Source organism: Mycolicibacterium elephantis DSM 44368, from assembly GCF_004014805.1.
GTDB classification, from domain to species: domain Bacteria; phylum Actinomycetota; class Actinomycetes; order Mycobacteriales; family Mycobacteriaceae; genus Mycobacterium; species Mycobacterium elephantis.
This window is the reverse complement of sequence record NZ_ATDN01000015.1, coordinates 101,622-121,384: the sequence shown is the minus strand read 5'-3', so window position 1 is coordinate 121,384 and position 19,763 is coordinate 101,622. Positions and strand designations below refer to the sequence as shown.

Sequence of the window (19,763 nt, the reverse complement as noted above, 5' to 3'; positions counted from 1 at the left end):
CCAGAGTCACGACCTGCGCGGTAATGCTCTTCCATTATCAATGTCGGACCCCGTTGGCACGATGACTAGATGAGCTCCACCACGCTGTCCCGGTTCAGCGAACTGACCAGGGAGTGGTTCGCGGGCACGTTCGCCGAGCCGACGCCCGCCCAGGCCGAGGCGTGGGCGGCAATCGCCGACGGCGACAACACGCTGGTCATCGCGCCGACCGGGTCGGGTAAGACGCTCGCGGCGTTCCTGTGGGCGATCGACCGGCTGGCGGTGGCCGAACCGCGCCCCGCCGGAGCAGGCACCCGAGTGCTGTACGTGTCCCCGCTCAAGGCGCTGGCCGTCGACGTCGAGCGCAACCTGCGCACCCCGCTGACCGGCATCGCCCGGGTCGCCGAACGACGCGGGGTGCCCGCCCCCGACATCACCGTCGGCGTGCGCTCCGGGGACACCCCGCCCAAACAGCGGCGGCAGCTGATCCTCCGACCGCCCGACATCCTCATCACCACGCCCGAGTCGCTGTTTTTGATGCTGACCTCATCCGCCCGCGAGACTTTGGCCGAGGTGCAGACGGTCATCGTCGACGAGGTGCACGCCGTCGCAGGCATCAAGCGCGGCGCCCACCTGGCGCTGTCGCTGGAGCGGCTCGATCAGCTCAACGACAAGCCCGCCCAACGCATCGGGCTGTCGGCCACCGTGCGGCCCCCCGAGGAGGTGGCGCGGTTCCTGTCCGGTCAGCAGCGCACCAGAATCGTCGCGCCGCCTGCGGCCAAGACGTTCGACCTGTCCGTCCAGGTGCCCGTGCCCGACATGGCAAGCCTGGAGAACAACACCATCTGGCCCGACGTCGAGCGCCGCATCGTCGACCTGATCGAGGCGCACAACAGCTCGATCGTGTTCGCCAATTCGCGCCGGCTGGCCGAGCGACTGACCTCGCGGCTCAACGAGATCCACGCGGAACGGCTCGGTGTCGAGCTGCCCGAGGAACACAATCCCGAGGTCGGAGGCGGCGCACCCGCACAGCTGATGGCCAGCGGCGCCTCGTCCGGGGCCCCGACGCTGCTGGCCCGCGCCCACCACGGGTCGGTCAGCAAGGAGCAGCGCGCGCAGGTCGAGGACGACCTCAAGAGCGGCCGGCTGAAGGCCGTCGTCGCGACCTCCAGCCTGGAGTTGGGCATCGACATGGGCGCGGTCGATCTGGTGATCCAGGTCGAGGCCCCGCCGTCGGTGGCCAGCGGTCTGCAACGCATCGGGCGCGCAGGCCACCAGGTCGGTGAGATCTCGCAGGGCGTGCTGTTCCCCAAGCACCGGACGGATCTGATCGGTTGCGCGGTCACGGTCAAGCGCATGCTGTCCGGCGAGATCGAGAGCATGCGGGTGCCGACGAACCCGCTCGACGTGCTGGCTCAGCACACCGTGGCCGCGTGCGCACTGGAATCCCTTGACGCCGACCGCTGGTTCGACACCGTACGGCGCAGCGCCCCGTTCACGACGTTGCCGCGCAGCGCTTTCGAGGCGACGCTGGACCTGCTGTCGGGCAAGTACCCGTCCACCGAGTTCGCCGAGCTGCGCCCGCGGCTGGTCTACGACCGAGACACCGGCACGCTCACCGCCCGGCCGGGCGCGCAGCGGCTCGCGGTGACGTCGGGCGGCGCCATCCCCGACCGCGGTCTGTTCACCGTCTATCTCGCCACCGATACCGACAAGCCCTCGCGCGTCGGCGAACTCGACGAGGAGATGGTCTACGAGTCCCGGCCCGGCGACGTCATCTCGTTGGGCGCGACGAGCTGGCGCATCACCGAGATCACCCACGACCGGGTGCTGGTGATTCCCGCGCCGGGGCAACCGGCGCGGCTTCCGTTCTGGCGCGGCGACGGGGTCGGCAGGCCGGCCGAACTCGGCGCCGCGGTCGGCGCGTTCACCGGCGAACTGGCCCAGCTGAACCGCGACGAGTTCGACGCCCGCTGCCGCGCAACGGGTCTGGATGAATTCGCTTCGGACAACCTGTGGCGCCTACTCGACGATCAACGCCAGGCCACCGGGGTGGTGCCCTCGGATGCGACGCTGGTCGTCGAGCGGTTCCGCGACGAGCTCGGCGACTGGCGGGTGATCCTGCACTCCCCCTACGGTCTTCGGGTGCACGGCCCACTGGCGTTGGCGGTCACACACCGGCTGCGGGAACGCTACGGCATCGAGGAGAAGCCGACGGCCTCCGACGACGGCATCATCGTGCGGCTGCCCGACACCGACGAGGCCGCCCCCGGCGCCGACCTGTTCGTGTTCGACCCCGACGAGATCGAGCCCATCGTCACCGCCGAGGTGGGCGGCTCGGCGCTGTTCGCGTCCCGGTTCCGCGAATGTGCCGCCCGCGCACTGCTTTTGCCGCGCCGTCATCCCGGGAAGCGCTCACCGCTGTGGCATCAGCGTCAGCGCGCCGCGCAGCTGCTGGACGTCGCGCACAAGTATCCGGACTTCCCCATCGTGCTGGAGGCGGTGCGCGAATGTCTGCAGGACGTGTACGACGTGCCTGCGCTGACCGAGCTGATGCACCGGATCGGGCAGCGGCGGCTGCGGGTGATGGAGGTGCAGACCACGACCCCGTCGCCGTTCGCGGCGTCGCTGTTGTTCGGGTACGTCGGCGCGTTCATGTACGAAGGCGACAGCCCGCTGGCCGAACGGCGCGCGGCCGCGCTGTCACTGGACAGCGTGCTGCTGGCCGAACTGCTGGGCCGGGTGGAGCTGCGCGAGCTGCTCGACCCTCAGGTCATCGCGACCACGACGCGCCAGCTGCAGCACCTGGCCGAGGACCGGCTGGCACGCGACGCCGAGGCGGTCGCCGACCTGCTGCGGCTGCTGGGTCCGCTGACCGAACGTGAGATCGCCGAACGCGCGACGGCGGACGAGGTCGGTCCGTGGCTGGACGGGCTGCGCGCAGCCAAGCGCGCGTTGACGGTGACCTTCGCCGACGAGACATGGTGGGTGGCCGTCGAGGACATCGGGCTGCTGCGCGACGGTGTCGGGGTGGCGGTGCCGGTCGGCGTGCCGGCGGCCTTCACCGAGTCGGTCCCCGACCCGCTCGGTGAACTGCTCGGCCGCTACGCACGCACGCACGGGCCGTTCACCACGCATGACGCGGCGAGCCGGTTCGGACTGGGGTTGCGGGTCACCGCCGACGTGCTGAGCAGGATGGCGATCGACGGCAAGGTGATCCGCGGCGAGTTCACCTCCGGAGCCGCCCCGACGGCGACATCGGGCACAGCGGCCGAGTCCGTCGAATGGTGTGACGCTGACGTTCTCAAGATCCTGCGGCGCAGGTCGCTGGCGGCGCTGCGGGCTCAGGTCGAGCCGGTCAGCACCGCCGCGTACGGCCGGTTCCTGCCGGAGTGGCATCAGGTCGGCTCGCACAACGCGGGCATCGACGGGCTGGCCGCGGTCGTCGAACAACTCGCCGGAGTGCCGCTGCCGGCGTCGGCGGTCGAACCGCTGGTGTTCGGCCAACGGGTGCGCGACTACCAACCGGCGATGCTCGACGAACTGCTGGCCTCCGGCGAGGTGATCTGGTCGGGTGCCGGCCAGATCGGTTCCGGTGACGGATGGGTGGCGTTCCACCTCGCCGAGTCCGCGCCGATGACGCTGGGCGTGCCCGCGGAGATCGAGTTCACCGACGCCCACCGGGCGATCCTGCAGACGCTGGAAGGTGGCGGCGCGTATTTCTTCCGTCAGCTCGCTGACACCTTCTTCCGTCAACTCGCCGACACCCCGACAGACGAGCTCAAACAGGCGCTGTGGGAACTGGTTTGGGCCGGCTGGGTCACCGGTGACACGTTCGCCCCGGTACGAGCGGTGCTGACCGGGTCCAGGAGCCCCTCAGGCCGCCGTGGCTCGCCGGCGCATCGGCAGCGGCAGCGGCCTCCCCGGTTGAGCCGCTACAGCGTCGCGCACGCGCAGACCCGCAGTGCCGATCCGACGGTGGCCGGACGCTGGTCGGCGCTGCCCGCCGCCGAACCGGAATCGACTGTGCGGGCGCATTTTCGGGCCGAACAGCTGCTCAACCGCCACGGTGTGCTGACCAAGGGCGCGGTGACGGCCGAGCAGGTGCCCGGCGGGTTCGCGACGCTGTACAAGGTGCTGACGGCGTTCGAGGAGGCGGGCCGGTGCCAGCGCGGCTACTTCGTGGAATCGTTGGGCGGAGCCCAGTTCGCGGTGGCCTCGACGGTGGACCGGTTGCGCAGCTATCTCGACGGGGTGGATCCCGAACGCCGCGAGTATCACGCCGTCGTGCTGGCCGCCGCCGACCCGGCCAACCCCTACGGCGCGGCGCTGCCGTGGCCGGGTCAGGGTCCGGGCCGCAAAGCCGGTGCGCTGGTCGCGATCGTCGACGGGGAACTGGTGTGGTTCCTCGAGCGGGGTGGCCGCACCCTGCTGAGCTTCAGCGACGACCCCGAAGCCCACGCCGCGGCCGCCGCGGCCCTGGCCGAACTCGTGGGCAGCGGGCGGGTCCAGTCGTTGCTGGTTGAGAAGGTCAACGGTGTCTCCGTGCTGGACCCGGCCGCCGAGGGGCAACGCGCGGCGGTACACGACGCGCTGACGGGCGCGGGCTTTTCGCGTACGCCGCGCGGGTTGAGGCTGCGGTAACGATGCCCGAGGGCGACACCGTCTGGCACACCGCGGTCGTCCTGCGCGACACGCTCGCCGGAAAGACATTGACCCGCTGCGACGTCCGTGTTCCGCGCTACGCCACCGTCGACCTGACCGGCCAGGTCGTCGACGAGGTGATCAGCCGCGGCAAGCACCTGTTCATCCGCGTCGGCGACGCCAGCATCCACTCCCATCTGAAGATGGAGGGCAGCTGGAAGGTCAATCCGCTGAGCACACCGAGCAGGGCCGGCCACCGGATCCGAATCATCTTGGAAACCGAGGACATTCAGGCGGTCGGCATCGACCTCGGCGTGCTCGAGGTGCTCGACCGTGAACACGACGCCGACGTCGTCGCCCATCTCGGCCCGGACCTGCTCGGCGATGACTGGGACCCGCAGGTGGCCAGGAGGAACCTGATCGCCGATCCCGATCGTCGACTGTCCGAGGCGCTGTTGGACCAACGGGTGATGGCCGGCGTGGGCAACGTGTACTGCAACGAGTTGTGCTTCGTCGCGGGCCGTCTGCCGACCACGCCTGTCGGCAGGCTGAAGGATCCGTTGCGGATGGTGCAGCGGGCCAGGGACATGTTGTGGCTCAACCGGTCCCGGTGGAACCGCACGACGACCGGCGACACCCGGCGCGGCCGCCAGCTGTGGGTGTACGGCCGCGGCGGCGAGCCGTGTCGTCGTTGTGGCACCCGCATCGAGTTCGACCGGGGCGGTGAACGCGTCTCCTACTGGTGCCCGGTCTGTCAGACCTGACCGCCACGGACTCAGCGCGGTAACGCCAGCCTGACGATCTTGCGCACGACGGTCCCGAACTGACGCGGCAGCGACCCCTTGTTGTACGGAATGCCGTAGCGCTGGCAGATGTCTTGCACGTCGGACGCGATCTCGGCGAGCCGGTGCGCCGGAATGTCGGGGAACAGGTGGTGTTCGATCTGGAACGACAAGTTGCCGGACAGAACGTGAAACAGCTTGTTACCGGTGAGGTTCGCCGATCCGAGGATCTGGCGGAAGTACCACTGCCCGCGCGTCTCGGCTTTCGTCTCCTCGATGGAGAACTCCTGGACGTCGTCGGGGAAGTGCCCGCAGAAGATGATCATGTAGGACCACACGTTGCGCACCAGGTTCGCCGTCAGGTTTCCCCCGAACACCCATGGTGCGAACGGGCCTGCCAGCAGCGGAAACGCGACGTAGTCCTTGAGCGTCTGCCGCTTCGTCTTGCGCCAGATGCCCTCGAGGATCTCGCGTTTGTCGGCCAGCGTGATCTCGCCGGCCCGGATGCGTTCGGTCTCCAGTTCGTGCAGCGCAACGCCGTACTGGAACAGCACCATCAGCAGGAACGCGTACACCGGGTTCCCGAGGAAGTAGGGCCGCCACTTCTGGTCCGGGCTCATCCGCAGGATGCCGTAGCCGACGTCGCGGTCCATGCCGACGATGTTGGTGTAGGTGTGGTGCATGTAGTTGTGCGAGTGGCGCCATTGATCGGCCGGGCACGCGGTGTCCCATTCGAACCCGCGGCTGGAGATCGCCGGATCGCCCATCCAGTCGTACTGGCCGTGCATGACGTTGTGGCCGATCTCCATATTGTCCAGGATCTTCGACAGGCTCAGCATCGCCGTGCCCGCCAGCCACAGCGGCGGCAGGATCCCGCCGAACAGCAGCGCGCGGCCCGTGACCTCCAACGTGCGCTGCGCCTTGATGACACGGCGGATGTAGTCGGCGTCGCGCTCGCCGAGATCGGCGATCACGCGCTCCTTGAGAGCGTCGATCTCACGGCCGAAGGCCTCGGCCTGCTCGGGGGTCAGGCGGATCGCCTTGCCGCGCACGACCTTCTCGATGGTCCGGGGTTCTGTGATGGTGACAGTCATGTCGCCTCCTTAAGGGTCTACAGCGCCAGATCGACGTCGCCGACGGGGACCGACACACAGATCTGCACGTCTTCCTCGTCGACGCCCGACACCGCGCCGGTGATCAGGTTCTTGACCGCGCCGCGGGTCTTGCGGCGGGTACAGCTGTGGCAGATGCCCATTCGGCATCCGCTTTCGGGGGTCAGGCCGGCGGCCTCCGCCTGTTCGAGCAGCGGACGTCCGTCGTCGGTGACGGTCAGCCCGCTGTCGGCGAAACTGACCGCCCCACCCGAGGTTTCGGCCTGCGCCGTGAAGACCGGCGGAACGAAGCTCTCGGAATGCGCGTTCGGGCACAGCGCGCGGACGGCCTCGGCGAGCCCGGGCGGCCCGCAGACGTAGACCGCCTCGGGGTCGGGCATCGCCGCGTCCAGGTGCTCGGCGCCGAACCGGCCGTGCAGATCTGCACCCTCCGTCGAACGGGTGTATCCGTACAGCACCTTGACGTCGGGCATCGCGTCGAGCTCGGCGCGGTAGCAGACGTCCTCGGCGGCGCGCGCGTAATGCACGAACGCGACCTCGCCCGTGAAGCCCTCGGCCCGCAACGTGCGCAGCATCGACATCACCGGGGTGATGCCGCTGCCGCCGGAGACGAACAGGATGCGGCGCGGACGCTGGGCGGGCAGCGTGAAGTCACCGCCGACGCCGTCGAGCCCGACCACCATGCCCGGCCGCGCGTGTTCGTTGAGGTGAGTCGATACCAGGCCACCGTCGTGGCGGCCGATCGTGAGCTCGAGGTACGGCGCCCCGGCGGCGCTCGCCGGCGAATACGGGCGGGTGCGACGGCGACCGTCGATTTCGACCGTCAGGTTGACGTGCTGGCCGGCGCGAAATCCGGTGAACGCCTGATTCGGCTCCAGGGTGAGGGTGACGCTGCGCGGGGTCTGTCGCCGCACGGCGATCACCGTCGCCCTGGCGTCCCGCTGCGTCCAGGTCGGCACGACGAGCTCGGTGTATCGGTCGACGCCGTGCGGCCCGGTCAGCAGCTCCGCCAGCGATGACCGCAGCAGCCGGGCCCGCAGGCCGCGCGTCAAAGTTTGAGTGAACATATGTATACCGTGTGCGCTACTACGGTCATCGGTCAAGAGATCGCCCCAGCTTGTGGTACGTTTCACAGAGTGAACAGTCGTACGCCTAGTTCACGAACGGGCCGTTCAAGCAGGTCGAGCAAGGCCAAGTCGCGTTCTCGGGACACCCTGTCCAGGGAGGAACGCAAGGAGGCCACCCGGCGGGCAATCATCACGGCCGCGCTGCGGTTGCTGGAGGACCGCAGCTTCGCGGCGCTGAGCCTGCGCGAGGTCACCAGGGAGGCCGGCATCGTGCCGGCCGCGTTCTATCGGCACTTCGAGTCGATGGAGGCGCTGGGCCTGGTGCTCATCGACGAGTCGTTCCGCGCGCTTCGCGACATGCTGCGTGGGGCACGCGCCGGCAAGCTCGACCCGAACCGGGTCATCGAGTCCTCGGTGGACATCCTCATCGACGGCGTGAACGAACGCCGCGAGCACTGGCGCTTCATCGGACGCGAGCGCTCCAGCGGGCTCACCGTGCTGCGCTACGCGATCCGCACCGAGATCCGGCTGATCACATCGGAACTGGCGATCGACCTCGCCCGGTTTCCCGGACTCAACACGTGGAGCAGCGAGGACCTCAACATCCTCGCCACGTTGTTCGTCAACGCGATGATCTCGATCGCCGAGGCCATCGAGGACGCACACGATCCACGCGCCCAAGAGGAGATCCGGCGCATCGCGGTCAAACAGCTGCGAATGATCGTGGTCGGCGTCACGGGGTGGCGCAGCGAGGGTTAGCGTGTGGCGCATGCCGCACCTGGAACTGACCCGTCCGCGCCCCGAGATCGCCGTGCTGACGCTGAACCGCCCGGAGAAGCTCAACGCGCTCAACTACGACCTCGTCGAGGACCTGCACGCCGGCCTCGCCGAACTCAACGCCGACAACGAGTGCCGCGTTGTCGTGCTCACCGGCGCCGGGCGGGGCTTCTGCTCCGGACTCGACCTGACCGATCCGAGCCCCGAGAAGGCGAAAGGCGGCGTCGAGTTCCCCCGATCGGGCATGCGCTGGCAGGAACGCATCGCCGACCTGACCGCCCGGCTGCACCGGCTGCGGCAACCGGTGATCGCCGCGGTCAACGGCGTCGCCTACGGCGGCGGCATGGGCATCGCGCTGGCCTGCGACATCCGGATCGCCGCGCAGTCGGCGCGGTTCTGCACCCAGTTCATCAAGCTCGGTCTCGGTGGCTGCGACATCGGGGTCAGCTACACGCTGCCGCGGATCGTCGGGGCGGGCCCGGCGTTCGACCTGATCCTCACCGCGCGCGCCGTCGACGCCGACGAGGCCCTGCGGCTCGGGATGGTCTCGCGGGTCACCGCCGACGATGAGGTGCTCGACACCGCGATGTCCATCGCCGAAACGCTCTGTGGGTACGGCAAGTTCGGTGTGGAGTCGACCAAACAGGTGCTGTGGGCCAACCTCGAAGCCACCAGCCTGGAGGCGGCGCTGCATCTGGAGAATCGCAGCCAGATCCTGTCGTCGACCAGTGGGGATGTGAGCTTCGCCAAGAGATGACCAGAACGGCACTTCGGTGCCGATGTCTTCGCGCGCAGTGTGCCCGTTCGCCAACATGCGCGACTGACATCGCACGGGCACCCTAGCTGGAGCGCCTAACACTTTTCGCAATCGGGCGGCGGCATGTTCCCCGCTATTGCTCCCCCAGGCGATCGACGGGTCTTAGAGTCATCCTGCCGGATGTGGACGCCGGGTCTGCACTGATTGAAAGCCAGGTCGCAGTGCCGCAGCGGTGTGACGCGCGAATCGAAAGAGGAGCCATGCAGGAGTCAAGGACGCATCTGCCGATTCCCAGTGCACCCCGTACCGGGTTGATCACCTACGACGCGAAGGACCCCGACAGCACTTACCCGCCGATCGAACAGGTACGCCCCCCTGACGGCGCGCCGAACGTGCTGCTGATCTTGCTCGATGATGTGGGGTTCGGCGCGGCGAGTGCCTTCGGCGGCCCATGCCAGACGCCGGTCGCTGAGCGCCTGGCGGCTGGTGGCCTGCGCTACAACAGGTTTCACACCACGGCGCTGTGTTCGCCAACACGGCAGGCGCTGCTGACCGGTCGGAACCATCACTCGGCCGGTATGGGCGGAATCACCGAGATCGCCACCGGCGCACCAGGTTACAGCTCCGTGCTGCCCAACACGATGTCGCCGATCGCCCGAACGCTGAAACTCAACGGGTACAACACGGCACAGTTCGGCAAGTGTCACGAGGTGCCGGTATGGGAGACCGGCCCGGTGGGCCCGTTTGACTCCTGGCCCAGCGCCGGCGGCGGCTTCGAGTACTTCTACGGGTTCATCGGCGGTGAGGCCAACCAGTGGTATCCAAGCCTTTATGAAGGCACAACGCCGGTCGAGGTGAACCGCACCCCTGAAGAGGGCTACCACTTCATGCAGGACATGACCGATAAGGCGATCGGCTGGATCGGTCAGCAGAAAGCCCTCGCGCCCGACAAGCCGTTCTTCGTTTACTTCGCTCCAGGCGCCACCCATGCGCCACACCACGTGCCGAAGGAGTGGGCCGACAGGTACGCGGGCAAGTTCGACGGGGGCTGGGATGACCTTCGCGAGCAGACGTTCGCCCGCCAGAAGAAACTCGGTGTCATCCCGCCGGAAAGTCAGCTCACCGCCCGGCATGCCGAAATTCCAGCATGGGACGACATGCCGGACGATCTCAAACCGGTGTTGCGGCGCCAGATGGAGGTTTATGCCGGTTATCTCGAATACACCGATCATCACGTCGGCAGGCTCCTCGACACGCTGGAGCGACTGGGCGTTCTAGAGGACACGCTGGTCTACTACATCATCGGTGACAACGGCGCCTCTGCCGAGGGCACTCTGCATGGCACATTCAACGAGATGTTGCCCTTCAACGGTATGGAGGAAATCGAAACACCGGAGTTCATGCGCGAGCGGATTGACAAATTCGGCGGGCCGGAGTCCTACAACCACTATGCGGTGGGATGGGCGCATGCGATGGACACTCCTTACCAATGGACCAAGCAGGTTGCATCGCATTGGGGCGGCACGCGTAACGGCACGATCGTCCACTGGCCTAAACGAATCAACAGCAAGGCCGAGATGCGTTGGCAGTTTCATCACGTCATCGATGTAGCGCCAACGATCTTGGAGGCGGCGGGGCTGCCGGAGCCGCTGTTCGTCAACGGGGTGCAGCAGCATCCCCTCGAAGGGGTCAGCATGGTGTATTCCTTCGATGACGGCCAAGCCCCCGACCGGCACGAGACCCAGTATTTCGAGATGCTTGGAAACCGCGGCATTTACCACAAGGGGTGGACGGCGGTGACTAAGCATGGCACGCCCTGGCAGTTGGTTGGGCGGCAGAAACCGGCGTTTGACGACGACGTGTGGGAGCTGTATGACACCAGCAAGGACTGGACTCAGGCCACGGATCTCTCGAAGGAGATGCCGGAGAAGCTGCACGAGCTGCAGCGGCTGTGGCTCATCGAGGCCACCCGCTACAACGTGTTGCCGCTGGATGACGACACGGCAAGCCGGATGAATTCCGATTTGGCCGGTCGACCGGTGCTGATCAAGGGCAACACAGAGCTACTTTTCCCCGGAATGGGCCATCTGTCGGAGAACTGCGTGCTCAATTTGAAGAACAAGTCACACTCGGTGACCGCTGAGATCGAGGTGCCCGACGGCGGCGCAGAAGGCGTAATCATCGCCCAGGGAGCCAACATTGGCGGCTGGAGCCTTTACGCCAAGGACGGCAAATTGAAGTACTGCTACAACCTGGGTGGGATCAAGCACTTCTTCGCTGAGTCGGCCAACGCAGTTCCTCCAGGCGCGCATCAAGTCCGCATGGAGTTCAACTACGCCGGAGGTGGCCTGGGAAAGGGCGGCGAGGTAACGCTGTTTGTCGATGGCGAGGAGGTGGGTCAGGGCACAGTCGAGGCAACACTGCCCATCATCTTCTCTGCTGACGACGGGTGCGATGTCGGCTTGGACGGCGGCTCGTCGGTGTCACCCGACTATTCGCCAGGACGGAACGCGTTCAACGGTCGCGTCAAGGGCGTGCAGCTGGCCATCGCGGAGGCTGCGGAAACCGAGGACCACAAAGTAGCGCCCGAGGACGCGCTCCGCGTCGCAATGGCGCGCCAATAGCCAACTCTCAGCGAGGCGTTCCGCCGCCGTCGACAATGATCACCTGTCCGGTGATGTAGCTGCCGGCGTCGGAGGCCAACAACAGTGCGGCGCCGACCATTTCATCCGGCGTGGCCAGGCGCTTCATCAACGTGCCGCCGACCATGTAGTCAATGGCCTGTTGCGGGTTCTTCCGCATCATGTCGGTGTCCACCGGACCCGGGGCGATGGCGTTGACCCGGATACCGAACTGCACGAACTCCGCCGCCATCGACCGGGTGAACGACATCAGCGCCGCCTTGGCCGCGGCGTAGATGGACAACGCGGGCGCGAAGGTGAACGCGCCGACCGAGACCATATTGATCACCGCGGCGTGGGCGCTGGTCTTCAGATGTGGCAACGCCGACTGCACGAGGAACACCGGGCCACGCAGGTTGACCTCGTGGGACTTGGCGAACGCGTCCGGCGTGATCTGGCCCAGCGGTTGGGCCAGCGCGTTGGCGGCGTTGTTGACCACGACGTCGATCCCACCGAACTCATCCACCGTGCGCTGCACCAGCGCGTCGAGGGAATCGAGGTCGCCGAGATGGGTCGGCACCCCGATGGCCTGGCCGCCGAGGTCGCGCAGGTGTTGCGCGGCCTGCTCGCAGGCGTCGGGTTTGCGGCTGGCCACCACGACGCGGGCGCCTGCGAGGACGAAGCCCTCGGCCAGTGCGAGCCCGATGCCCCTGGTGCCGCCGGTGACGATCACGGTGCGGTCCGTCATGTCGAACAGACGGTCAAACGAAGTGCGGTCCACGCGGTCAGTCAAGCAGACCGCGATCAGGCCGTCGCTAGTCGGCCATGGTCCACGTCGACGTGGCGATCAGATCGCCGCGCTCGAGCGCGTTCACCCGGTGCTCGTGGATCTTGAGGTAATCCTCGTCGGTCACCATGTCGAGAAACGCCGCGGGCGACGGATATTCGACGACGAGTATCGCGTCCCACCACGGCTTCGCACCGTCGCCGATGACCTGTGCGGGCGCGGTACCGGCATAGCGCACGGTGCCGCCGACTCGTTGCAGGTGCGGACCGGTCTCGCGCACATAGCGCAAGTAGCTTTCCCGGCCGCCGTCGGCGAACCGCAGCAGATTGATCATTACGACCGGCTCGTCGGCGGGCCTGGCCGCCAGCTCCTCGAGCTGGCGCGCGGTGGGCTCCAGCGACGAGCTCACGTCACGTGCACCCGGTGATGCTCACGCGCCTGCCGACGCTCGCGCACACGCTCACGTTCGGTGGAGGCGGCGGCACATAAGCCGGCGGCGGCGGTGGAGGTGGCGGAGGAGGCGGCGGAGGTGGCGGCTCCTCACCCGGAGGCGGCGGTGGCGGGGGCGGAGGAGGCGGCGGAGGGGGTGGGGGAAGCGCGTCGTTCAGATAGGACAGCGGGTCGGCGCAGCCGGTGACGTCGACGAACCGGCCGCCGACGGAGCCGCACACCGTCGCGTCGGCGTCGGGCACGACGGGCAGCGTCAGGCCGCCGACGAACAACGCGGCGGCCGCGCACAGGAATACCTTGCGCACACTTCCTCCTCACCGGTTCCACCTCAGTGTGCCGCACAACCGGTCGATTCCGGCGACCGCCACGCCTGAAAACGAGCCACCGAAATTGACGCTCACACTGTATTTGCTCTGATGACCGCCTGTCCTGGTTTTCGGCGATCGCGGGCGCACTGGCAACTCCTCCGCGCGTCATGGCGGCTTGCGTTTCCGCACGACGTTTCGGAAGGTCGTAGGTGAACACCGCGGCACCCGGAAGTGCCAGCAACCTTGGAATGAACCAACTTCCGGCCCGCAACCGATCCCGATGCCGGTGGGCCCGGTGCGTCATCGGATATCACGTACTTGTCTATCCGTTTAGCGAAAAGTTGCACGCCAGAAGCCGGTGGCGTCCTCGCCGACTTCCCGGTATGTTTGCTGCGACGTCCGCGGCGGTCGGGGGACCTTCGGGCATGGCGCCGCCACGTCGGTCTTCGCCGGATCCCAACGTGGGGAAGTTCATGTCTGCCAACGTGGTGTCGCCGTTTCGCCTGCGGCTCGTCCGCTTCGTGGTGCTGAGTTCGGCGCTGCTGACCGTCGTCGCGACGCTCAGCGCGCCCGCGCACGCCGCGGAGGCATGGCAGCGCAAGCGTCCCCCGTTGGCCACGCCGTGGACCCACCTGGTCGGCCCGAACAACGCGCTGCCCGAATACCCACGCCCACAGCTGGTTCGGGAGCGCTGGCACAACCTCAACGGGCTGTGGGGGTACACGGGCCGCTCCGGCGCCGACGCCCCGACGACCCCGCCGAGGACCGACGAGTACGACGAGAAGATCCTGGTGCCCTACCCCACCGAGTCGGCGCTGTCGGGCATCGAGCGCCACGACGACCAGATGTGGTACCGCAGGACTTTCGAGGTGCCCGGCACCTGGCGCGGTCAGCGCGTGCTGCTGCACTTCGGCGCCGTCGACCAGATCGCCACCGTCTGGGTCAACGGCCAGCATGTCGCCCACCATGAAGGCGGATACACCGCGTTCAGCGCGGACATCACCGACGCGCTGCGATGGTCGGGCGCCCAGGAGTTGACGGTGCGTGTCGAGGACCGCAACGAGGCCAACGCGTTTCCGGTGGGCAAGCAGCGCAACCGGCCCGGCGGGCTGTTCTACACGGGCGCCTCGGGAATCTGGCAGACGGTGTGGATGGAGCCGGTGCGCGCCGCGCACATCGAAAAGCTCGACATCATTTCGGATCTCACCGGTTTCACCGTCACGCCCCGGGTCTCGGAGGCCGCCGCCGACGGGCTCGCCGAGGTGGTGGTGTACGAGGCCGACGGCGCGGAGGTGGCGCGGATGTCCGGCGACGCGGGTCAGAGCCTGCGGGTCCCGGTGCCGGAGCCGCGGTTGTGGAGCCCGGATGATCCGTACCTGTATGACCTGAAGGTGCGGCTGGTCGCGCCGTCCGGGAAGGTGTCCGACGACGTCGGCAGCTACGCCGGCTTGCGCACCGTCGGCACCGTGCCCGACGCCGGGGGGCGGCCGCGAATCGCGTTGAACGACAGGATCACCTTCCTGCACGGGCCCCTCGACCAGGGGTACTGGCCCGACGGGATCTACACCGCGCCCACCGACGACGCGTTGCGGTTCGACCTGGAACGCACCAAGGCGTTGGGCATGAACTTCGTCCGCAAGCACGCCAAGGTCGAGCCGGCGCGCTGGTACTACTGGGCCGACAAGCTGGGGCTGATGGTGTGGCAGGACATGCCGTCGCTGGACGTCTCGCTCGACCCGCCGACCGGCCCGGCGCCGGAGCCCAGCCCGCAGGCCAAGGCGAACTTCGAGGCAGAGCTCGCCGCGATGGTGGACCAGCTGCGCAGCGTCACCTCGATCATCGGCTGGGTGCCGTTCAACGAGGGCTGGGGCGAGTTCGACACCGCGCGGATCGCTCACCAGGTGAAGGCGCAGGACCCCACCCGCATGGTCAACGCCAACAGCGGCGTGAACTGTTGCAAATCGCGGCCCGACAGCCGCGCCGGCGACGTCTACGACGACCACACCTACGTCGGGCCGGGCCGGCCCGTGGTGCATGAGGAGGCCAGGAAGCTCGCCGCGCCCGCGGCGCCGCCCGAGCACCGCGTCGTGGTCAACGGTGAGTACGGCGGCCTCGGGCTGGTGCTCGCCGGGAACCGGTGGCCGGGCCGGCCGGAGGCCTACGAGATGACCGACAGCCAGGCCCGGCTGACCGAGCGCTACGTCGAGGTGAGCCGCGACCTCGAAGAGATCGTGCGCAGGGGCGGGCTGTCGGGGGCGATCTACACCCAGACCACCGACGTCGAGAACGAGGTGAACGGATTCCTCAGCTACGACCGGTGGCTGGTCAAGGTGGTGTTGCGCACCGTCGCCGAACGCAACCGCGCGGTCATCGTCGCGGGCGCGAACCCGGGAGAGCCGCCCGAGGAGCGTCGCTGACGCAGCCGTCCTGCAACCTGCGGTCGCTGACGAACTCGCGCCGGCGCCCGGTCACCGGATCGTCGAACTCGAGCCGCAGGGCCAGCAGCTGCAGCGGCCGTGAGAAGTCGTCGGGCGCGACGTCGATCACCTCGGGATACAACGGGTCCCCGAAGATCGGCACGCCCAGCGCCGCCATGTGCACCCGCAGCTGGTGAGTGCGCCCGGTCGACGGTGTCAGCCGGTACAGCCCGTCGCCGCAGTGCTCGACGAGCGTCTCGGCGTTCGGCTCGCCGGGCTCCTCGACCGCCTGTAAGTGACCGCGGCGTTTGACGATCCGGCTGCGCACCACCGTGGGCAGCGCCAGGCCCGGGTCGACGGCGGCGCGCGCCACATACGTCTTGCGCACCGCCCCGGCGGCGAACAGCGACTGATACGCCCCGCGCACCTCGCGTCGCGTCGTGAACACCAGCACCCCCGCGGTCAGCCGGTCCAGCCGGTGCGCCGGGGACAGCTCGGGCAGGTCGAGTTCGCGGCGCAGCCGCACCAGCGCCGTCTGCGCGACGTGGCGCCCGCGCGGCATCGTCGCCAGGAAGTGCGGTTTGTCCACCACGACGATGTCGTCGTCGCGGTGCAGCACCGGCATGTCGAACGGCACCGGCACCTCGTCGCGCAGTTCGCGGTAGAGGTAGACGTGGGCACCGGCGGGCAACACCGTGGTCTCGGTGACCACGACGCCGTCGGCGTCGACCACCTCGCCCGCGCGCACCTTGGCGCGCGCTGCCGCCCCGAACCGCGCCTGGAGTTCGGCCAGCACCGGCCCGCCGAACAGCCGCACCCGCGCGGGCCCGAGGCCGTCGCGCACCGGAAGCGGCGCCGCCCTCCTCAACTCAGCGGAACGGGTTCGAGGATCTCGGCGCGCGCCTCGGGCGCGGCGGCTCGCAGCGCGTCGGCGGATTCGTCGTCGGGCTGCTGCTGCGAGCGCACTTCGGCGTCGACGCGCGCGCAGTAGGTGGCGACCTCGCGGTCCACGTCCTCGGCGGTCCAACCCAGCACCGGGGCAACGATTTCGGCGACCTCGCGGGCGCAGTCCACCCCGCGGTGCGGATATTCGATGGAGATCCGCATCCGGCGCGCCAGGATGTCCTCCAGGTGCAGCGCACCTTCGGCCGCGGCGGCGTAGTACGCCTCCACCTTGAGATAGACCGGCGCCTCGGTGATCGGATCCAGCAGCTCCGGTCGGCCTTCGGCCATCTGCAGCACTTCGCCGATCATCGAGCCGTAGCGGTCCAGCAGATGACGGACCCGGTAGGGGTGCAGGTCGTAGTGCGCGCCGACGCTTTCGGTCTGGTTGATCAGCGCGAAGTAGCCGTCGGCACCCATCAACGGGACCTTCTCGGTGATCGACGGCGCCACCCGGGCCGGGATGAACTCCGCGGCCGCGTCGATCGCGTCCTTGCCCATCACCCGGTAGGTGGTGTACTTGCCGCCCGCGATCGCCACCAGGCCGGGTGCGGGCACCGCGACGGCGTGCTCCCGCGACAGCTTCGACGTCTCTTCGCTTTCGCCGGCCAGCAGCGGACGCAGGCCCGCGTACACGCCGTCGATGTCGTCGTGGGTCAACGGCGTCGCCAGCACCTTGTTCACCTCGCCGAGGATGTAGTCGATGTCGGCCTTGGTCGCGGCGGGATGGGCCAGATCGAGGTTCCAGTCGGTGTCGGTGGTGCCGATGATCCAGTGTGTGCCCCACGGGATCACGAACAGCACCGACTTCTCGGTGCGCAGGATGATGGCCACCTCGCTGACGATCCGGTCGCGCGGGACCACCACGTGCACCCCCTTGGACGCCCGCACCCGAAACCGGCCACGCTGCTTGGACAGCGCCTGGATCTCGTCGGTCCACACGCCGGTGGCGTTGACCACCACGTGCCCGCGCACGTCGGTGGTCGCGCCGTTCTCCGAATCGCGCACCTGCACGCCGATGACCCGGTCGCCCTCCCGCAGCAACGCCACCACCTGCGTCGACGAGCGCACCACGGCACCGTAGTGGGCGGCCGTGCGCACCACGGTCAGGGTGTGGCGGGCGTCGTCGACGACGGTGTCGTAGTAGCGGATTCCGCCGATCAGTGAGGTCCGCTTGAGCCCCGGCGACAACCGGAGCGCGCCGGCGCGGGTCAGATGCTTCTGTGGGGGCACCGATTTCGCGCCACCGAGCTGGTCGTAGAGGAAGATGCCCGCCGCGACGTAGGGCCGTTCCCACCACCGCTTGGTCAGCGGGAACAGGAACGGCAGCGGTTTGACGAGATGCGGGGCCAGGGTCGTCAGCGACAGCTCGCGTTCGTAGAGCGCCTCGCGCACCAACCCGAACTCGAGCTGCTCGAGATAGCGCAGCCCGCCGTGGAACATCTTCGACGACCGGCTCGACGTGCCCGACGCGAAGTCGCGCGCCTCGACGAGCGCGACCTTCAGCCCCCGCGTCGCCGCGTCCAGCGCCGCCCCGGCGCCGACCACTCCCCCGCCGATCACCACCACGTCGAACTGCTCGCTGCCGAGTCGTTCCCACGCCGTCGCCCGCTGTTCGGGCCCCAGAAGCGTCTGTCCGTTGGCGGGGATCGGGTCACTCATCGTCCCCAGGTTACGTGTGATCAGTCCAGATCGTCGTGCCTCATGAGCTGTCGGCCGGCCTCGGTGATCGATCCCGACAGCGAGGGATAGACGGAGAACGTGTGCGCGAGATCCTTCACGTTGTTGCCGTTCTGCACCGCCAACGCGATCGGCAGGATCAGCTCGGAGGCGATCGGGGCGAGCACCACCCCGCCGATCACCACCCCGGTGGCCGGCCGGCAGAAGATCTTGACGAAGCCGCGGCGCAGGCTCGACATCTTGGCGCGGGCGTTGGTGTGCAACGGCAGCATGATCATGCGGGCGGGCACCGATCCGTTGTCGATGAGCGACTGCGGCACGCCGACCGCCGCGATCTCCGGGCGGGTGAACACCGCGGCGGCCACCGTGCGCAACCGGATCGGTTCCAGCGCCTCGCCCAGCGCGTGGTACATCGCGATCCGGCCCTGCATGGCGGCCACCGAGGCCAGCAGCATCAGCCCGGTGCAGTCGCCCGCGGCGTAGATGCCCGGCACGGTGGTGCGCGACACCCGGTCGACCTTGAGGTAGTCGCCGGGGTCGAGCTCGATGCCGACGTGCTCCAGGCCCAGCCCGCTGGTGTTGGGCACCGAGCCGACGGTCATCAGCGCGTGGCTGCCTTCGACGGTGCGGCCGTCGGTCATCGACACCTTCACGCCGGTGCCGGTGCGGGTGACCGACTCGGCGCGGGCGTTCTTGACCAGGGTCACGCCGCGCGATGCGAACACCTCCTCGAGCACCCCCGCGGCGTCGGAGTCCTCGTGCGGCAGGATCTGGTCGCGGCTGGCCACCACGGTGACCTTGACCCCGAGTTCGGTGTAGGCGTTGACGAACTCGGCGCCGGTCACGCCGGACCCCACCACGACGAGGTGTTCGGGCAGCTTGTCGAGGTCGTAGAGCTGGCGCCAGTTCAAGATGCGTTCGCCGTCGGGCTGTGCGCCGGGCAGCACGCGCGGGCTGCCGCCGGTGGCGATCAGCACGACGTCGGCGGTGAGCCTGCTCTCCGTGCCGTCGTGGGCGGTGATCTTGACGGTGTGCGCGGCCATGCCCGGCCGGTCGTCGACCAGCTCGCCGCGGCCGGCGATCACCTGAACGCCCTGTTTGCGCAGCCGCGCCTCGATGTCGGCGGACTGCGCGGCGGCCAGCGCCTTGACCCGCTTGTTGATCTGCGGCAGCGAGATCTTGGCGTCGTCGAACTCGAGGTCGTAGCCGAGGTCGGGGGCCCGGCGCAGCTCGGTGCGCACGCCGGTGGAGGCGATGAACGTCTTGGACGGCACGCAGTCCCACAGCACGCAGGCCCCTCCGATGCCGTCGCGGTCGACGACTGTGACCTCGGCGCGCGGGGCGGCAACCAGCGCCGCTTCATAGCCGGCGGGGCCGCCGCCGATGATGACGATGCGGGTTGGCACGCCCCCAACCTAACGAAGCGGGAGGTTGATCACC

Annotated in this window: 14 protein-coding genes; 6 read left to right on the top strand and 8 right to left on the bottom strand. The window is 68.5% G+C overall.

What is annotated here, in order from left to right; translation table 11 throughout:
• Window positions 1-69 precede the first annotated feature (69 nt).
• Window positions 70-4,623, top strand: coding sequence for an ATP-dependent helicase (locus MELE44368_RS12535; RefSeq protein WP_128108786.1), 4,554 nt, complete (start codon window positions 70-72; stop codon window positions 4,621-4,623).
• Between the two features lie 2 nt (window positions 4,624-4,625).
• Window positions 4,626-5,387, top strand: coding sequence for an endonuclease VIII Nei2 (gene nei2, locus MELE44368_RS12530; protein WP_128108785.1), 762 nt, complete (start codon window positions 4,626-4,628; stop codon window positions 5,385-5,387).
• 11 nt (window positions 5,388-5,398) lie between these two features.
• On the opposite strand, the gene MELE44368_RS12525 is transcribed toward nei2, so the two are convergent.
• Complete coding sequence (locus MELE44368_RS12525) at window positions 5,399-6,499, bottom strand: fatty acid desaturase family protein (protein WP_128108784.1); 1,101 nt, start codon at window positions 6,497-6,499, stop codon at window positions 5,399-5,401.
• 17 nt (window positions 6,500-6,516) lie between these two features.
• Window positions 6,517-7,584 carry a ferredoxin reductase gene (locus MELE44368_RS12520; protein ID WP_128108783.1) on the bottom strand — a complete coding sequence of 356 codons (1,068 nt, stop codon included), beginning with the start codon at window positions 7,582-7,584 and terminating at the stop codon, window positions 6,517-6,519.
• 69 nt (window positions 7,585-7,653) lie between these two features.
• Here MELE44368_RS12520 and MELE44368_RS12515 point away from each other — a divergent pair, with 69 nt between their 5' ends.
• From MELE44368_RS12515 to MELE44368_RS12505, 3 genes are all read left to right on the top strand, one after another.
• Complete coding sequence (locus MELE44368_RS12515) at window positions 7,654-8,343, top strand: TetR family transcriptional regulator (RefSeq protein WP_128108782.1); 690 nt, start codon at window positions 7,654-7,656, stop codon at window positions 8,341-8,343.
• Window positions 8,344-8,353: 10 nt separating this feature from the next.
• On the top strand, window positions 8,354-9,118 hold the full coding sequence (locus MELE44368_RS12510; protein WP_128108781.1) for an enoyl-CoA hydratase/isomerase family protein: 765 nt from the start codon (window positions 8,354-8,356) through the stop codon (window positions 9,116-9,118).
• Between the two features lie 260 nt (window positions 9,119-9,378).
• Window positions 9,379-11,742 (top strand): arylsulfatase, encoded by a 2,364-nt coding sequence (locus MELE44368_RS12505; protein ID WP_128108792.1) that lies wholly within the window; start codon window positions 9,379-9,381, stop codon window positions 11,740-11,742.
• 7 nt (window positions 11,743-11,749) lie between these two features.
• Here MELE44368_RS12505 and MELE44368_RS12500 read toward each other — a convergent pair whose 3' ends face one another.
• From MELE44368_RS12500 to MELE44368_RS26625, 3 genes are read right to left on the bottom strand one after another with little or no spacing between them, the layout of a single operon-like run.
• Window positions 11,750-12,520, bottom strand: coding sequence for an SDR family NAD(P)-dependent oxidoreductase (locus MELE44368_RS12500; RefSeq protein WP_128108780.1), 771 nt, complete (start codon window positions 12,518-12,520; stop codon window positions 11,750-11,752).
• Between the two features lie 34 nt (window positions 12,521-12,554).
• A complete protein-coding gene (locus MELE44368_RS12495) occupies window positions 12,555-12,935 on the bottom strand; it encodes a DUF1330 domain-containing protein (protein ID WP_241566590.1) in 381 nt (126 codons plus the stop codon).
• 1 nt (window position 12,936) lies between these two features.
• A complete protein-coding gene (locus tag MELE44368_RS26625; RefSeq protein WP_164890099.1) occupies window positions 12,937-13,281 on the bottom strand; it encodes an RNA-binding protein in 345 nt (114 codons plus the stop codon).
• 476 nt (window positions 13,282-13,757) lie between these two features.
• Here MELE44368_RS26625 and MELE44368_RS12485 point away from each other — a divergent pair, with 476 nt between their 5' ends.
• The gene (locus MELE44368_RS12485; RefSeq protein WP_128108779.1) at window positions 13,758-15,701 is read left to right on the top strand and encodes a glycoside hydrolase family 2 protein; all 1,944 of its coding nucleotides are present in this window, start codon (window positions 13,758-13,760) and stop codon (window positions 15,699-15,701) included.
• On the opposite strand, the gene MELE44368_RS12480 is transcribed toward MELE44368_RS12485, so the two are convergent.
• The 3 genes from MELE44368_RS12480 to MELE44368_RS12470 are packed head-to-tail and all read right to left on the bottom strand — an operon-like array spanning window position 15,652 to window position 19,729.
• A complete protein-coding gene (locus tag MELE44368_RS12480; protein WP_128108778.1) occupies window positions 15,652-16,569 on the bottom strand; it encodes a pseudouridine synthase in 918 nt (305 codons plus the stop codon). The genes MELE44368_RS12485 and MELE44368_RS12480 overlap by 50 nt on opposite strands.
• Window positions 16,566-18,305: a glycerol-3-phosphate dehydrogenase/oxidase gene (locus MELE44368_RS12475; RefSeq protein ID WP_128108777.1), complete on the bottom strand. Its 1,740-nt coding sequence runs from the start codon at window positions 18,303-18,305 to the stop codon at window positions 16,566-16,568. The genes MELE44368_RS12480 and MELE44368_RS12475 overlap by 4 nt, the downstream gene beginning before the upstream one ends.
• Before the next feature lie 20 nt (window positions 18,306-18,325).
• The gene (locus MELE44368_RS12470; protein ID WP_128108776.1) at window positions 18,326-19,729 is read right to left on the bottom strand and encodes an NAD(P)H-quinone dehydrogenase; all 1,404 of its coding nucleotides are present in this window, start codon (window positions 19,727-19,729) and stop codon (window positions 18,326-18,328) included.
• Window positions 19,730-19,763: the final 34 nt, after the last annotated feature.

Bases quoted from the DNA above. Each gene is read 5' to 3' on its own strand.
- MELE44368_RS12535 (WP_128108786.1), top strand. From the start codon at position 70: ATGAGCTCCACCACGCTGTCCCGGTTCAGCGAACTGACCAGGGAGTGG.
- nei2 (WP_128108785.1), top strand. From the start codon at position 4,626: ATGCCCGAGGGCGACACCGTCTGGCACACCGCGGTCGTCCTGCGCGAC.
- MELE44368_RS12525 (WP_128108784.1), bottom strand. From the start codon at position 6,499: ATGACTGTCACCATCACAGAACCCCGGACCATCGAGAAGGTCGTGCGC.
- MELE44368_RS12520 (WP_128108783.1), bottom strand. From the start codon at position 7,584: ATGTTCACTCAAACTTTGACGCGCGGCCTGCGGGCCCGGCTGCTGCGG.
- MELE44368_RS12510 (WP_128108781.1), top strand. From the start codon at position 8,354: ATGCCGCACCTGGAACTGACCCGTCCGCGCCCCGAGATCGCCGTGCTG.
- MELE44368_RS12505 (WP_128108792.1), top strand. From the start codon at position 9,379: ATGCAGGAGTCAAGGACGCATCTGCCGATTCCCAGTGCACCCCGTACC.
- MELE44368_RS12485 (WP_128108779.1), top strand. From the start codon at position 13,758: ATGTCTGCCAACGTGGTGTCGCCGTTTCGCCTGCGGCTCGTCCGCTTC.
- MELE44368_RS12475 (WP_128108777.1), bottom strand. From the start codon at position 18,305: ATGAGTGACCCGATCCCCGCCAACGGACAGACGCTTCTGGGGCCCGAA.